Source organism: Suicoccus acidiformans (genome assembly GCF_003546865.1).
In the GTDB taxonomy this organism is placed as follows: Bacteria; Bacillota; Bacilli; order Lactobacillales; family Aerococcaceae; genus Suicoccus; species Suicoccus acidiformans.
The window spans coordinates 2,259,340-2,275,780 of record NZ_CP023434.1; the positions used below are offsets into that span (position 1 = coordinate 2,259,340).

The window sequence follows — 16,441 nt, forward strand, 5'->3', positions numbered from 1 at the left end:
GCGGATTTTTTTGTTATTGCTTTCGATGAATATCCAACAATTCGTGCTGACAATCCGGCTCTGCCTCTTGGAAGGCTTGTAGGATGTCATTGGCTTTATTCTGGGCAGCCAAGGTCAGAATCGATGGGCCGGCGCCACTAATAACCGTGGCATAGGCTCCCAATTCCTGGCCTAATTGGCGCAGGGGTATAAATTCTGGAATTAAATGCTCCCGGTAAGGCTCGTGGAATTGATCGCGCATCATCAAAGCTCCCATGGCTGGGTAGTCTTGATGAAGCATCTTGAGGACCATGACGTTATTGGCTGCGTTCTGAGCAATGGCTTGGCCTTTCTCATATTGCTCTGGTAAAGCTTTCCGTGCTTCAGCGGTGCTAATTTCATAAGGTGGGGTTGTCATAATAACTTGAATATTTGGTAGCTCAATTACTTCATAGTATAGCTGGCCATCTTCATAAAAGCCGATAAAGACATCACCGGTTACACAAGGACCAACATTATCTGGATGACCTTCAATATCACTACCTATTTCAACTTTCTCCCGCTCACTTAAATTCAAATTTAAGTAATGATTTGCCAGCTCAATCCCCGCCACAATAGCACTGGAAGAGCTTCCTTGGCCGTGAGTGAGAGGGATATCGCTCGTCATTTCAATGGCTAAAGCCGGCATCGTCTTCTGGTATTTAGCGGCCACTTGCTGGGCAGTCTGGCAGACTAAATTTCTCTCATCAGCTGGTAAGACCTCTAAAGCTTCTTGTGTGTAGGTAAAGGACCAGGTATCGCTCAATTCAGCTTGAATGGTTAAGTATTTCACCAAGGCCATGCCCATGGAATCGAAGCCTAAGCCAAGATTAGCGGTTGTTGCAGGAACACTAATTGTAAATCTTTCCACAATGTCCCTCCTAAGCTACGATTGGGTAAGCCGCGCTGAGGCCTAAGGACTCATCGATGCTGGCTAATTGCTCTGCCGTCACGTTCGAGAGCAGGAAGGCTCCTTTCTCGGCATGAATACTTTCGTAGGTGTAACCTGCTTCTTTTAAGTGATGGAGTGCTTGCGAGTTCGGTGTCTTCAAGCGAATGTAGTAGTCTTGTGCCGTTTCTTTCGCTGAAACTGCTACAGCCTGCTCAGGCGCTACGTTACCAATAAAGCCGAAACGGGCGATATTCATCGCATCAGAGACAACCGCTGAGGCTGTTTCCATACTTCCTGCTCCTGGACCGTAGAACATCGTCTCACCGACGGCTTCCCCTTCAACATAAATCGCATTCTTAGCCAGACGAACATGGGCTAGTTGATGGTTAGCTGGCAAGAACATCGGCTCGACACTTATATGCAACATTTCTCCGTCAAATTGACTTTGGCCAATCAATTTCATGACAAGGCCCTTCTCTGCTGCAATGGATAAGTCTTCCACATCTACTTGACTGATACCTTTCACCGGAATATCGTGTACATTAATTTGACGACGATAAGCTAGTCGAGACAGCAAGGAAATCTTACGCTGAGCATCAAAGCCTTCCACATCATTGGTTGGATCAGCTTCCGCGTAGCCTAATTCTTGCGCTTCTTTCAGCACATCGCCATAAGCTGCGCCTTCTTCTGTCATCTTGGTTAGGATGAAATTGGTCGTACCGTTGAGGATTCCCATCACACGCTCCACATGTTGTGCATTCAGGGCATGTTCCAAGGGTTGGATAATAGGGATACCCCCACCACTGGTTGCTTCATAGCCAATTTGAACCTGCTTTTGATTCGCCATTGCTGCTAACTCATCAATGTGTTGGGCTAACATATCTTTATTGGCGGTGACAATGTGCTTGCCTGCTTGAATTAATTGCTTGTGAAATGCAAAAGTATGATCCACCCCACCAATTAATTCGATGACCAAGTCCACATCACTGGCTACGATTTCGTCAATTGACTCTACCATCGTAACAGACGATAAATCTAAATCGTAAGGATTATTAATACTGCGAGCCATAATATGCGTCAATGTCATCGGCTCTCCCACACGCTCCGCCAGCAAATCTGCTTGCTCCAGCAGAATCCTTGCTACGCCGCTTCCAACTGTACCCATTCCTAATAATGCAATCTTCATTCCGCCGCTCCTTTATATCTTAAAAAATGATGAAACTAATCTCATTTCAAACCTATCTTTTCAATCAGCACAAACGCGCTTCTTTTTCTTCCCGTAGGAATTTTTTTATAAAATTAAAAGTCTGAAGAGTTTGAAAGCCGTTTGAAAGAGTAAACTCTTCCCTATCTTACAATAAAGTCTTTCATTTTTCCACTGTTTAATGTATCATTAACGTTATATTAAAAGAGGTGAGTTCATGAAAGTTGCAAAATTCGGCGGAAGCTCCTTGTCTTCCGCTGGTCAAATTAAGAAAGTAGCCAAAATAATCCAAGATGATCCTAACATCCGTCATATCGTTGTCAGTGCTCCTGGCAAGCGGGACGATGCGGATACGAAAGTAACCGATTTACTCATTGCCCTGTTCACCAACCATCGAACAGGCTTGGATACCCAACCAGCCATTGAGCAAATTCTTCAACGCTATGCGGCGATTATTGATGAATTAGGTGTCAACAGTGGCCTGCTTGAGAAATTCGAAGCGACCTTAAAAGATCATTTAGCCAATATCGAAGATCCGGAACGTCTTCTGGATGCATTGAAATCCTGTGGGGAAGACTTTAATGCTCAGGTGATTGCAGAATACTTCAATTCGATTGGCATGAAGAGTCGCTACTGGTCACCACGAGAAGTCGGAATCCTAGTCAGCGATGAGCCCAGCAATGCCCGCTTATTGCCTGAATCCTATGAAGCGATTGCTAAGTTGAAAGACACCGACACAGTTAATGTCATTCCTGGTTTCTTCGGCTACTCGAAAGATGGCGACATCGTTACTTTCTCCCGTGGTGGCTCTGACATTACCGGCGCAATTATTGCTCGAGGTGTAGGCGCTGAATTATACGAGAACTTTACTGATCAAAACTATATCTACTCAGCCCATCCAGGCATTGTTAAAGACCCACACCCGATCGAAGAGATTACTTACCGGGAGATGCGTGAGCTGTCCTACTCTGGTTTCAGTATCTTCCACGATGAGGCGCTAGAACCTCTATATGAAGTCAAAATCCCTATTATGATCAAGAATACGAATGATCCGAAAGCCGGCGGCACCCGAATTGTAAGTGAACGGGGTTCTGTCGATGAGTATCCAGTTATTGGGGTCAGTGGCGACGACGGCTTCTTATCAATCACTATTAAGCAATATTTATTGAACCGAGAAGTCGGTTATTCACGTCGTTTCTTGCAAATCTTTGAAGATTTCGGCATTTCAATTGAGCATATGCCTACAGGCATCGATGACATTTCTGTCTTGATGCGCTCAGATCAATTTGAAGGGAATAATAAATTCGAAGAGATTATGGAAGTTCTTGAAACACAACTTCAACCAGAATGGTTGCATGTGGAGAAAGACTTAGCCATGGTCGTTGTGGTTGGTGAAGGCATGCGTAACGCCATCGGTACTGCCTACCGAGCGACAAAAGCTTTTGCTGAGAATAATATTTCCTTGCAAATGATTAACCAAGGCGCTTCGGAGATTAGTATGTTCTTTGCAATTCAAGCGAAAGATTTAGACACAGCGATTCACAGTCTGTATCATACATATTTCGATCGTTAACACTACATTACTTTTTACTTAATAGCGGGAAATGCACGCAATCAACTTGCTGATTGCGTGCATTTCTTTTGGCCGTTTTTATTGGCAAAAGTATTGTGTAGCGTAAACTCTCGCTATTTTATACAACCTATGCTGAATAAATCTCTCCTGAGAAATACAGTCGTATCAACCTTCAGTCATAATTACACTCATTGAGATATATAATTCGAGGGGAGTTTAGCTTCCATATCCGACTACTTTGCGGCCCCTTCCTTAGCTTTAGCTTTGAAGTCAGCCCACGTCTTATTGAAATACCCCAGCAGCACTTCCTATAACGAGAAGTGCTGCTGGGGGTATTGGCTTAGGAGCGAATTTGTCCGTCGCCTTGGATGGTGTATTTATAACTAGTTAAGGCTTCAAGGCCCATTGGTCCACGTGCATGAAGTTTCTGGGTGCTGATGCCGATTTCTCCGCCGAAACCAAAGACTTCTCCGTCGGTAAAGCGGGTTGAGGCATTGACATAGACAGCTGCGGAATCTATGTCATTCATAAAGTCTTGAGCGACTTGATAGTTCTCCGTAATAATCGCATCAGAGTGACCTGTTGAATATGCTTCAATATGCTCCACTGCTTCAGCATAGCTGGAGGTAATCTTAACTGCCAGTTTTAAATCAAGGAATTCTTGGGCGAAGTCCTCTTCCTGAGCTAAGGCGATACGGCGGTCTATACTGCAAGCCTTGTGATCACCTACCACTTCGACATTGTGAGCAGCTAAAGCGTCCACGAATTTCGGTAAGTAATCGCTAGCCACTTGCTCATCGATAATAAGATTCTCTAGGGCATTACATACCGATGGCCTTTGTGTTTTGCCATTGATTAAGATCTTGAGGGCTTTATCAAAGTCTGCTGCTTCATGAATATATAAGTGGCAATTCCCTTCGCCAGTTTCAATGACCGGTACCGTCGCTTGCTTTAAGACTGCTTGAATCAGGCCTGCACTACCTCTTGGTATGAGGCAGTCAACATAGTCATTCATCTGCATGAATTGGCTTGCTAATTTCCGGGATGGGTTCGTAATAAGTTGCACTGCTTCACGAGGTAATTGGGTTTCCGCCAAAGCATCTTGCAAAATAGCTACAATGGTTTGATTGCTCGTGAGGGCTTCTTTACCCCCGCGGAGAATGGTGCTATTGCCAGCTTTTAAAGTGAGGCCGGCTGCATCTACGGTTACGTTCGGACGAGATTCATAAATAATACCAATTACACCAAGGGGAACCCGGCGGCGACTAATACGTAAGCCATCGCGGTTAATCCATTCCTTATCTGTCACAAGCAGTGGATCAGGTAAAGAGGCCATTTGCCTTAAGCCATTGGCCATGCCTTGAATACGATCTGGTGTTAAGGTAAGACGTTCTAGCAAGGCTTCAGTTAGGCCTGCTTCTTGCCCTTTAGCTAAATCTTCTTGGTTCGCTTCAATAATTTGCGCTGCTTTGGCTTCAATTGCCTGAGCCATCTCTTCCAAGGCTTCGTTCTTAGCCTGAGCGTCCGCCAGACGCATTTGACGGGCGGCTGCTTTGGCTTTCTGACCAATCGTGCGTAAATCTTGTATTGCCATTTCTGTCATTCAGTGTTCATCCTTTCATAAAGAGAGTGCCTATTTGATCGCCTTCGAGAATTTGGAATAGACACGTGGGATCGTCGCCGCTAGTAATCAGCATTGCGCTATCATTGTTCAGCATCCGCTCAGCGGCTTTAATTTTCGTTGCCATGCCACCTGTTGAGAATTCTGAACCCTTACCAGAAGCCATCTCATGAATCGACTCATCAATTGCTTTGACTTCACTAATTAGTTCAGCTTCTGGATTGTCCTGCGGGTTTTCTGTATATAGACCTTCAACATCACTCATCAAAACAAGTAAATCTGCCTCACATAAGCCTGCCACAATCGAAGAAAGGGTATCATTATCGCCAAATTTGGTCTGGTGGTTCAACTCATCCACAGCCACCACGTCATTCTCATTAATAATCGGGATAATGCCTCGGGCTAACAGCGACTCTAACGAACGCTGCACATTATGCTTAGATGTGGGGAAATCCACGACATCTCGCGTTAGAAGAATTTGAGCAACTTGCTGGTTATAGTGATTAAAGAATCTCCCATAATGTCCCATGAGAACACTTTGCCCGACGGCAGCTAAAGCTTGTTGATCTTCAATTGCTTTGGGATATTCATCAATCCCTAAGGTACTCGCCCCAACGCCTACAGCGCCAGAACTGACAAGAATAACTTCCCGACCTTCTTGGCGAATGGCAGATAAGACGAAGGCTAGGCGATCAATTTTGCGGAAATCAACATCGCTAACCGTCTTCATAATCGTATTGGTGCCTACTTTTATTACTATTCTTTGCATTTCTTTTATTGCTTGTCGTTTCATGCGCTATCCCTCGATTTTAAACTTTTCTTTAATATATCACAATTATCAGATTTTGCCTATGGCTCAGGCAAAGTGTTCGCTTTGAATATGTTCAAGTAAGGCAGTGCTTGCCGCAAGAACGTCTTGATAGGTCGTCTCAAAATCCCCTGTATAGTAAGGGTCAAGAATATCCCGTTCTTCACCAGCAAAAGCTAGGAAAGGCTTGACTACAGCTTCTGTCCCACTGCCTGCTAGAAAGCGTTCAATATTGGCCATATTACTCTCATCCATGCCGATAATATAATCTGCATCCAAATCAGTCTCATCTAAGGTCCGGGAGTACATGCCTTCGGTAGAAATTCCTTCCTGGGCCAGACGCTTGACGGTCCCGTGATGGACCGGATTACCGTGTTCCCATGTACTGGTAGCTGCTGAATCAATCGAAATACGTTCACTTAGGCCTGCTTCTTGCACCTTCTCACGGAAGACAGCTTCGGCCATAGGTGAGCGACAAATATTACCTAAACACACAAATAAAACTTTAATCATTCCTCAAACTCCTTATTGCTTAAATTGCATCGACGCTTTCAATTTATCAGCGTCCCCACCTAAGTAATCCACCAAGGCATAGCCAAAGTCAAGCGCTACCCCTGCACCACGGGCTGTGACGATATTGCCATCTACAACGACAAATTCATCTGCCAAACGTTCTCCTGAATGAATCTCATCCTCTGTCCCTGGGAAACTAATATACTGGCGCTCTTCTAAGAGACCGGCCCGGTCCAAGACCAGTGGCGCCGCACAAATGGCTGCCACCCCTTTCCCGCTAGCATTAGCTTGCTGGATAGCTTCAATCACTTCTTCACTGTCACGCAAATGGTGTGAACCTGGCAGACCACCTGGTAGCACAATTAAATCATAGGCTGCTCCATCGAAATTCGCATCCAGCACCCGGTCCACTTCTACTTTGATTTGATGTGAACCTACTACCTGCTTGCTTAAACCAACCACATCCACATCAAATTCAGCTCGTCTAAGAATATCTATCGGGGCAATGGCTTCAATTTCTTCAAAGCCATCCGCCAGAAAGACTGCAATCCGTTTCATTTTTCAATCACCCTTATCGTGTTTTGTCCTATTATACGTGCTTTCGCCTGGCTTCTCAAATACCTCCCCTCAATTTTTCTCCGAAAAGACCCCCAAAAACGACATGCCCTACATATTATCTATTACTGCCAAGAAGAAAGAAACTAGAAGTATGCAAGCAAGCATTCAACCAGCGAAAACTTTAAGCGTATTTCGCAGTGAACGTAAATATTTAGTCAATTACTAAGATCGCATGCGTTTGATTAGTAACTTAGACAAACTTCTCATTCCCGATGCCTACGAGGACTACAACGGCTACAAGGTGAGAAGTGTCTATTGCGATGGCGCAGATAATCAAGACTATATTGAGAAACGCAGTAAATTCAATTTCGTCAAGAGAATCTGCCTGCGCATCTACCACCGCGATGACCCCGTTGCTAAATTCGAAATCAAACGGAAGACCCAACAAAATCAAATTAAAAAGGCGGTCATTGTCACCCGAGCAGATGCCAAAGAAATGCTACAAGGAAATTTTGCAGTACTCAAGAGCTATGAAGGCCCCACCGCAGAACTAGGCTACGAAGTTTATGTAAGCATGGGCTACCGTCCCATTTCATTGGTAGATTATAGCCGCCGGGCCTATACCCATCCACAATTCAATACGCGCATTACCTTGGACAGCGAATTATCTTATAGTAATTTCGCCTACGACATATTCAATGAACATGCTACCCAAAGGCAAGTCCTCCCTTTGAACTATTCGATTCTCGAAGCGAAATACGAAACCTATCTCCTTCCGCAAATTCAAGCTGTTCCAAAAGCTTGTCATTTGAAACCTTGCCCTATCAGTAAATTCGGCTCTTCAAGAGCTTTATTAGAAGCATTCTATTACTAAAAAAACATTACAGAAAGTTGGAATAACCTTGGGAACTTATGACAGAAATTTCCTCCGCATCTTCAGCCATTCATACTCTCGGTAACTCAAGCTTAATTGGTAGCCTACTCTTCTCTTGCCTCATGGCTGCCCTAATTTCCTTTACATATTGGCGGACCCATTCGGATATGAGCCATGATTGTAATTATAGCATTATGCTAGTCATGCTAGTCGTTGTCACGACCCTCCTTATGCAAGTTGTTCAATCGAATATAGCCCTATCCGTCGGTATTCTAGGTTCCCTTTCCCTAGTATGGTATGCTTCCAGACCAATATCAAAGACCCTTGCGACCTCGGCTTTGTCTTCTGGGCCATGGGAATAGGCCTATCTTCCATTACCTATGACGGGTGGATAATTGCTGTATTGGGATCCCTTATCCTTGCGGTCCTCTTAATCTTTACGGGCGAGCGCCATATGAAAGCCGATGACGCGAAATTACTCGTCATCCGCGGTAGCCAAGCAGATACCGACCTTATCACCCAAATCATTGAGAACTTAGAAGGCAAAACACGCCTAAAGGCACAGAGTCTCCTGGCCGATTCCTTTGAACTAGTCTATGAAATCAAGGTCCCAACCGCCGAAGAACAGCGGGTTGCTAAAGCAATTATGCAATTTCCTGGCGTGGATACTGTGAACCTACTCGCACCGAGCGCAGAATTAGTCTAGTAAATAATAACTTAATATTTACGACTCAAAAAAAGCCAGCCATTTGCCCATAGGAACAAGTAGCTGGCTTTTAAGTGATACAATTGAAACGAGGATTCCCTCAGCTATCTACATACAATACACTATTCTGGCTTTTCAGGAACAACAATCTCCCCAGAGATAATCTTCTCCTTATATTCCTCTACAAGCGCTAAAGTCTCTTCACTTAATTGCCCTTCCGCCAGGCCGACACCTTCGTTAGCTAAGTCAGAGACAATATTCCCCGCTTCAAAACCTGTCTCCATCATTTGATTGGAGAAGTTGCGCACGACATTACCCGTATTCTTCAAGGAGGACGTTAACGTAACATTACGTGCTTCGCCATTCACTTCAAACGCTCCTTCATCTGTTTGATCACGGTCAACGCCAATTACCCACAATTGCCGTTCTGGATCGGCTGTGATTAAGTCTTTGGCTTCTGAGAAGACCCCATTCCCAGTTGGACCCGATGCGTGGTAAATTAAGTCGATATCTTGGGAGTACATGGCCGATGCGATTTGCTTGCCTTTGGTTGGGTCATTAAAGGCTCCGGCGTATTCTACGACGACTTCTTTGTCCGGTGCCACGGCTTTGACCCCGGCGACAAAGCCTGCCTCAAAGCGGTCGATAACGACACCTTCCACCCCACTGATAAAGCCTATTTTGTCCTTTTCGGTTGAATTGGCTGCAGCAACCCCTGCCAGGAAAGCTGCCTCATGGTCTTTAAAGTTCAAGGATACAACGTTAGGCATATCGACAACCCCATCGACAATCCCGAAGTATTGCTCCGGATTTTGCTCGGCTACTTGTTCTAAGGACGGCTGTAATTTATAGCCAATCGCATAAATAATATCGAAATTGGCCTGCACTGCATTATTCAAGTTCGTTACGAAATCGGAATCACTATGAGATTCTAAATACGTAAAGTCTTGCCCTTCCGTCTTGCCGTGTTCTTCGCCCCACGCTTGGATGCCTTCCCAAGCGCCTTGGTTAAAGGACTTGTCATCAATTCCTCCGACGTCAGTTACCATACCAACTCGAAAGTCCTCTTGCGCCAACACCGGCGCAGGCGTCAAAAGCGCTACCATAGATGCGAGTAATATTTGTTGCTTCATGTTAACCCCTCCTTAATTCTGCCTAATAGTCTACCCAATTCTACTGATAATTTCCACTTAAATATAATCCCTTCAGACAATAATCATCAGATTCTTAATTGCCTTACGCACGCCTTCCGTTATAATGAAGGTAGTGACTTGATAGTAGAAAGGATGATAGCATGCGTTTTATATGGCAATACTTACGCCATTACAAGAAGGAAATTGCCCTCATTATTCTAGGAACCTTAGGTTTTGTCGCAGTAACCCTGGGCTTACCTACCTTACTCGCGGAGATGATTGATAAGGCCATCTTGCCGCAGAATACGAGTCTGCTTTGGCGTTATGCTGCTTGGATGCTCGCTTTGAGTATTCTTGGTTTATTAGGCCGGACACTTACAACTTATATGGCCAGTCGTACAGTCAACGATATGACCATGCAAATTCGTAACGACACCTATACCAAGATGCAACAACTCTCGCATCATGAATTTCAGGAGTTTGGTGTACCGTCTTTAACCACGCGAATTACGACGGATGCTTTTATGATTCTGCAGTTTACGGAGATGATGCTCCGCCAAGGGACCGCTGCCCCACTGATGATTCTGATTAGTATCTTTATGATTTGGAAGACTTCGCCGTCCTTAGGACTATTTGTTCTGCCGGTAGCACCGATTATCTTCTTATTTGTCATGCTGATTGCTCGGATTACTTTGCCGATTTCAGAACGCCAGCAAAGAAATTTAGATAAGATTAACCGGATTCTGCGTGAATCGATTACCGGTTTACGTGTCCTGCGTGCCTTTAATCGGGAACCTTTCCAACATGGCCGCTTCCAAGAAGTCAATGCCGCTTATCGGAAGACAACGAGCCAACTCTTTAAGTTGATGGCTATTACCCCGGCAGTCTTCTCACTCTTATTGAACATCGTCATTATCGTTATTCTTTGGTTTGGTGCCGGCTATATTCAACAAGGCAACTTGCAAGTCGGAACTTTAGTGGCCTTTATTGAATATGTCTTCCACGCCTTGTATTCCCTGACGCTTTTCGCCAATATCTTTATGATGTACCCCCGGGCTACCGTCAGTGCAAAGCGCCTACAGGAAGTCTTAGATGTGCCGATTTCTGTACAAAATCCCGACCAACCGGTGACCGAAACGCAGGAAATTGGTAGCCTCGAGTTTCGCGATGTCGACTTTGCTTATCCGGACGCTAGTGAACCGGTCTTGCGCAATATTAGCTTCAAGACCCGTCCCGGCGAAACAACTGCCTTTATTGGCTCCACCGGCTCAGGCAAATCAACTATTGTTAAATTAATTCCCCGCTTTTATGATGTGACCAAGGGGCAAATCCTCGTAGACGGAGTAGATGTACGTGACTATGACTTAAAGACCCTGCGTTCCAAAATTGGTTTCACACCGCAGAAGGCTTTACTTTTCACAGGAGATATTAGTGAAAACTTACGCTACGGGAAATTTGATGCCACTGAAGCGGATATGGACCGAGCGACAGATATTTCCCAAGCACGGGAATTTATCGAACGTCTGGATACGAAATATCGCACTGAAATTGCTGAAGGTGGTACGAATTTATCAGGTGGGCAAAGGCAACGCTTATCCATTGCCCGCTCGATTATTAAAGGTCGCGAGATTTATATTTTTGACGATAGTTTCTCAGCACTGGATTACAAAACCGATGCGGCCGTACGTCAATCTTTACGCGAGGAGACGAAAGATGCTTCAACCATCATTGTCGCCCAACGGGTAGGAACGATTATGCATGCCGATCAAATTATCGTCTTGGATAAAGGAGAGATTGCAGCCCAAGGTACTCACCAGGAGCTGCTTAGAACTTCCGATATCTACTACGAAATCGCCTCATCTCAACTAAGTAAGGAGGAGTTGGCCCTTGAGTAATTTAGCAATTCTGCGTCGCTTTTGGCATTATATGAAGCCTTATAAAGGCCAATTCATTGCTGCTATGATTGCGACCATCTTAATGTGTATTTCAAGTGTATTTGAACCGATTGTCATTGGTCTAGCCATTACTGAACTTAGCCAGAATGTCCTAGATATGATCAATGGTGTCCCGGGAGCGGGGATAAACTTTGCCTATATTCGCTATGTCTGTATGCTTTATTTCGTCCGTGGGCTCTTCTATCATGGCGGAGAATTTCTGGGCCAGTATTGGCTGACCAATGTCGTTCAGAGCGCTATTTATGACTTGCGTAATGATATTTCGCAGAAGATTAACCGCCTCCCCGTGTCATATTTCGACCAGCAACAAACGGGGGATATCTTAGCTCGGATGACCAATGACGTTGACGCCATGTCCAACGCCTTACAACAGAGCTTCTTGCAAGTCGTGATTGCGGTGTTAAGTATAACCTTTGCTGTGATTAGTATGTTGGTGCTGAATGCACGTTTGGCCCTGATTGTAGTAATTTTTATCCCGATTACTTATTTCACTGCCCGTTGGCTCTTACGGAAATCGCAGCCAACCTTTGAGAAGCAAGCCAACGCTCTAGGGAATTTATTCGGCTTTACCCAAGAACAACTCAGTGGCTTTACCGAAATTAAGGTGTATGGTAAGGAGAATGACTCGATTGAGCAGTTTAAAGAGCGCAATTTAGCCCTAAGAGAATACGGCTTCCGCGCTAGCTTCTTATCTTCTTTACTGACACCCGTCTTAGGCTTTATCACCCATCTAGATTACATTGTTGTTGCAACTGCTGGGGGCTTCTCGGTCCTTGCTGGAACGCTAACTGTAGGTAATCTGCAAGCCTTTATTCAATACGTCTGGCAAATCAATCAGCCTATTCAGATGATTACCCAGCTAAGCGGAGTCATGCAAAGTGCCCTGGCAGCCAGCCACCGGGTCTTTATCCTCCTCGACGAAGCGGAAGAATTCCAACTCCCTGTTACCGAACACATGCCTAAGAAGGTACAAGGTCGCGTAGAATTCCAGAACGTGAGATTTGGTTATTCTAAAGAGCAACCACTGATGGAGAATATCTCCTTTACCGTCCAACCCGGTGAGATGGTTGCTGTGGTTGGACCAACGGGGGCTGGTAAGACGACTTTAATCAACTTGCTCATGCGCTTTTATGACATTGACCAAGGAAAAATCTTAATCGATGATGTGGATATTCAACGGGTCAGTCGCCACGATTTACGCAAGCATTTCGGCATGGTACTTCAAGATGCTTGGCTATATACCGACACCGTTCAGGAGAACATTCGCCTAGGAGACTTGGAAGCAACGGACTACGAAGTCCAAGAAGCAGCCGAAGTTGCTAATGTGGACCATTTCATCCGAACCTTACCAGGTGGGTATGATATGGAAATCAACGAGGAAGGCAATAATGTATCCCTAGGTCAAAAGCAATTGATGACCATTGCTCGAGCCGTCCTGTCCAACCCTGATATTCTCATCCCAGATGAGGCAACATCTTCTGTGGATACCCGCCTGGAGCAACTCATCCAAGGAGCCATGGATAAAGTCATGCAAGGACGCACGAGCTTCGTCATTGCTCACCGCCTAAGTACCATTCGCAATGCCGATTTAATCCTCGTCATGCAGAACGGAACCATTATCGAACACGGTAATCATGACGAATTGCTCAAGCACGGTGGCTTCTATGCTGATTTATATCAAAGTCAGTTTAACGAAGATAAGCCGGCAGATATTCATATGAGCTACTAAGATTCACTTAATATAAGCATTCAATGCAGCCCAATAATTAGCCCCTGTAATGCTTACCACGAAGCAGTCCAAACGCTGAAGTAGCTGCCGATTTCTATCAGATAAGTTTAGCATTTATCATTTCTTTTTAATTTTGCCCTTGCATTTTCTTTAGCGATGTGTTTTAATAGGGTCAAGTTAAGAGTAAGTGAAAAGACATGCAAATTGATGGAACTTTCAAAGAGAGCGCCGTTTGGTGAGAAGGCGTAAAGGAATTCGAGCTGTTCTACTTTTCGATGCTGAATAGAGGCAATGCTATTCCGTCTACCGCGTTAAGGTATTGAGGTCGTTTACCGACAAGAATTGGTGGAACCGCGCTTAAGCGCCCAATTACTGTATTAGCAGTAGTTGGGCGTTTTTTCGTACTTTTAACATTGAATTATAGGAGGGATTATTATGGAACGTGTGTATAATTTTTCAGCTGGGCCAGCTATGTTGCCTGAAGCTGTGCTTGAAGAAGCTGCTCGTGAACTAGTTAATTACAAGGGGACAGGCATGTCCGTGATGGAGATGAGTCACCGTTCATCGTCCTATGATCAAATTCATCAAGATACACAAGACTTATTACGGGAGCTTATGAATATCCCGGATCATTATGAAATATTATTCCTACAAGGTGGTGCCTCAACGCAATTTGCCATGGTGCCTTTAAATTTAATGACCCAACACGGTAAGGCTGATTACATACTGACTGGCAATTGGGCTAAGAAAGCTTATGACGAAGCTGTTCGCTACGGAGACGTAGCCATCGCTGCCAGTTCAAAAGACGCCAACTTCACCTATATCCCTAATATGGCTGAAGTGACTTTCCGCGACGAGATTGACTATGTACATATTTGCAGCAACAATACCATCTATGGGACGCGCTTCCGCCCGGATAATTTACCGCAAACAGGCGATGTACCTCTGGTTGCGGATATGTCATCAAATATTCTCTCAGAAGTCTATGACGTGAACGATTTCGGTTTAATTTACGCAGGTGCGCAGAAGAATATGGGACCGGCCGGCTTAACCGTCGTCATTATTGACAAGGCACTGATTCAAGAGCCCCAGCCATCAACTCCGACTATGTTAACTTATAAAACCCATGCCGACAAGAATTCACTCTACAATACCCCACCAACTTATACGATTTACATGACGAAACTGGTGCTGGAGTGGCTGAAAGATTTAGGCGGCGTCGAAGCTATGGCTAAAATCAACCAAGAAAAAGCTGATTTATTATATGACTTTATCGACCAAAGTGACTTCTACCGCTCAGCTGTGACCGCAAAAGATGATCGTTCCCTAATGAACATCCCATTCCTCACACCGAATGCTGACTTAGATGCTCAATTTGTTAAAGAAGCTGCCATAAATGGCTTACATACTTTGAAAGGCCACCGCAATGTGGGCGGTTTACGGGCAAGTATTTACAATGCAATGCCAATTGAAGGCGTTCAAGCCTTAGTCAACTTTATGGATACTTTTGAGAAGAACCACCGTTAAAGGAGTACACAATGACAAAACAAATTCAATTATTTAATAATATCGCCCCGAAAGCATTCGAAGATATTGAGGACGATTATTTCTTATCCAACGAACCCATTGATAATCCCGATGCAATTATTCTGCGCAGCGCAAAGCTTCATGACATGACCTTTGCGCCTGAGACGAAGTACATTGGCCGGGCGGGAGCTGGAACCAATAACATCCCCGTTGAACGTGCCACTGAAGCAGGAATCGTTGTCTGTAACGCCCCTGGAGCAAATGCGAATGGCGTGAAGGAATTGGCTGCCATGTCCTTAGTGATGGCATCACGCAACGTGTTAGATGCCTTGAAATGGACCGACTCACTTAAAGGGCAAGATGATATTGCCGCTAAAATCGAAGCCGGGAAGAAGAACTTCGTCGGCCGGGAATTACGCCATAAGAAGATGGGTGTCATTGGCCTAGGTTCAATTGGTGGGCGTGTAGCCAATATGTGTATCGATTTCGGAATGACTGTTTATGGTTATGACCCTTATGTAACCTTACGAAGCGCTTGGGGGGTTGACAGCCGCGTTAAATATACAGAAGACTTGCAAACTATCTTCAGTGAGTGTGATTTAGTTAGCTTACACGTTCCCTATACCGAAGAGAACCATCACATGATTAATAGCGACATTCTCGCTTATGCCAAAGACGGACTGATCCTCATCAATCTAGCCCGCGATGGCTTAGTAGACTTGGATGCACTGGAGGCAGCGATTGAAAGTGGCCGCGTTGGTACTTACGTAGTTGACTTCCCTGAAGAGAAGACACTTAATATGAGGAATACGATCAACATTCCTCACCTAGGTGCTTCTACCCCAGAAAGTCAAGAGAATGCTGCGCGCATGGTTATTAATCAAATGACTGACTACCTTGAAAACGGCAACATTACCAACTCTGTCAACTATCCTGACGTAAATCTTGGTGTCTGCCGCTCAACCGCTCGTATCGCACTAAACCACCGTAATATTCCAAACATGTTAGCGCAAATAATTGACTTCCTGCGCGAGAAGAATATTAATATTGCCACCTTAGCCAATGACCACCGCGGCGAATGGGCCTACACCCTCATTGATATCGAATCCGATATTACTGAAGAAACCCTTGAGAAGATGATTAATATCGACGGCGTTGTTCGCGCGCGCATTATCCGCCCCAACTAGAATATTCGTTTGAGACTGCCTTATCCTATACACAATATAGGATGAGGCAGTTTTTTTATGCGCCGACAAGTTGTCCATCTTCGGACCTCCCCAATGTCAACAAGGCATTATATTCCCCTCGACCTTCCTGAAAGGTTAAGGAC

Annotated in this window: 14 protein-coding genes; 7 read left to right on the forward strand and 7 right to left on the reverse strand. The window is 44.8% G+C overall.

Going from position 1 to position 16,441, the window contains the following annotated elements; genetic code table 11:
* Positions 1-13: 13 nt before the first annotated feature.
* Both thrB and CL176_RS10630 read right to left on the reverse strand, forming a co-directional pair.
* Positions 14-889, reverse strand: a complete 876-nt coding sequence (gene thrB / locus CL176_RS10625; protein ID WP_118991254.1) for a homoserine kinase — start codon at positions 887-889, stop codon at positions 14-16.
* 10 nt (positions 890-899) lie between these two features.
* Positions 900-2,096: a homoserine dehydrogenase gene (locus CL176_RS10630; RefSeq protein ID WP_118991255.1), complete on the reverse strand. Its 1,197-nt coding sequence runs from the start codon at positions 2,094-2,096 to the stop codon at positions 900-902.
* 235 nt (positions 2,097-2,331) lie between these two features.
* Between CL176_RS10630 and CL176_RS10635 the strand changes: the two genes are divergently transcribed.
* On the forward strand, positions 2,332-3,687 hold the full coding sequence (locus CL176_RS10635; protein ID WP_118991256.1) for an aspartate kinase: 1,356 nt from the start codon (positions 2,332-2,334) through the stop codon (positions 3,685-3,687).
* Between the two features lie 340 nt (positions 3,688-4,027).
* On the opposite strand, the gene CL176_RS10640 is transcribed toward CL176_RS10635, so the two are convergent.
* The 4 genes from CL176_RS10640 to CL176_RS10655 form a co-directional block, all read right to left on the reverse strand.
* On the reverse strand, positions 4,028-5,281 hold the full coding sequence (locus CL176_RS10640; protein WP_205528164.1) for a glutamate-5-semialdehyde dehydrogenase: 1,254 nt from the start codon (positions 5,279-5,281) through the stop codon (positions 4,028-4,030).
* A 16-nt stretch (positions 5,282-5,297) separates the two neighbouring features.
* On the reverse strand, positions 5,298-6,101 hold the full coding sequence (proB, locus tag CL176_RS10645; protein WP_118991257.1) for a glutamate 5-kinase: 804 nt from the start codon (positions 6,099-6,101) through the stop codon (positions 5,298-5,300).
* A gap of 63 nt (positions 6,102-6,164) precedes the next feature.
* A complete protein-coding gene (locus tag CL176_RS10650; RefSeq protein WP_118991258.1) occupies positions 6,165-6,629 on the reverse strand; it encodes a low molecular weight protein-tyrosine-phosphatase in 465 nt (154 codons plus the stop codon).
* 12 nt (positions 6,630-6,641) lie between these two features.
* A complete protein-coding gene (locus CL176_RS10655) occupies positions 6,642-7,187 on the reverse strand; it encodes a DJ-1 family glyoxalase III (protein WP_118991259.1) in 546 nt (181 codons plus the stop codon).
* Between the two features lie 232 nt (positions 7,188-7,419).
* Here CL176_RS10655 and CL176_RS10660 point away from each other — a divergent pair, with 232 nt between their 5' ends.
* Together CL176_RS10660 and CL176_RS10665 are read left to right on the forward strand one after the other, a co-directional pair.
* A complete protein-coding gene (locus CL176_RS10660) occupies positions 7,420-8,061 on the forward strand; it encodes a polyphosphate polymerase domain-containing protein (RefSeq protein WP_118991260.1) in 642 nt (213 codons plus the stop codon).
* Between the two features lie 292 nt (positions 8,062-8,353).
* Positions 8,354-8,767 carry a hypothetical protein gene (locus CL176_RS10665; protein ID WP_118991261.1) on the forward strand — a complete coding sequence of 138 codons (414 nt, stop codon included), beginning with the start codon at positions 8,354-8,356 and terminating at the stop codon, positions 8,765-8,767.
* Between the two features lie 122 nt (positions 8,768-8,889).
* Here CL176_RS10665 and CL176_RS10670 read toward each other — a convergent pair whose 3' ends face one another.
* Positions 8,890-9,900: a BMP family lipoprotein gene (locus tag CL176_RS10670; protein WP_118991262.1), complete on the reverse strand. Its 1,011-nt coding sequence runs from the start codon at positions 9,898-9,900 to the stop codon at positions 8,890-8,892.
* Between the two features lie 161 nt (positions 9,901-10,061).
* On the opposite strand from CL176_RS10670, the gene CL176_RS10675 reads away from it, so the two are divergent.
* The 4 genes from CL176_RS10675 to CL176_RS10690 all read left to right on the forward strand — a co-directional run bounded on the left by CL176_RS10675 (position 10,062) and on the right by CL176_RS10690 (position 16,298).
* Positions 10,062-11,795, forward strand: coding sequence for an ABC transporter ATP-binding protein (locus tag CL176_RS10675; RefSeq protein ID WP_118991263.1), 1,734 nt, complete (start codon positions 10,062-10,064; stop codon positions 11,793-11,795).
* Positions 11,788-13,584, forward strand: a complete 1,797-nt coding sequence (locus CL176_RS10680) for an ABC transporter ATP-binding protein (protein WP_420824183.1) — start codon at positions 11,788-11,790, stop codon at positions 13,582-13,584. The genes CL176_RS10675 and CL176_RS10680 overlap by 8 nt, the downstream gene beginning before the upstream one ends.
* Positions 13,585-14,019: 435 nt before the next feature.
* Entirely contained in the window at positions 14,020-15,111 is a 1,092-nt protein-coding gene (serC, locus tag CL176_RS10685; RefSeq protein ID WP_118991264.1) for a 3-phosphoserine/phosphohydroxythreonine transaminase, read from the forward strand.
* Between the two features lie 11 nt (positions 15,112-15,122).
* On the forward strand, positions 15,123-16,298 hold the full coding sequence (locus CL176_RS10690) for a phosphoglycerate dehydrogenase (protein WP_118991265.1): 1,176 nt from the start codon (positions 15,123-15,125) through the stop codon (positions 16,296-16,298).
* The last annotated feature ends 143 nt before the right edge of the window (positions 16,299-16,441 follow it).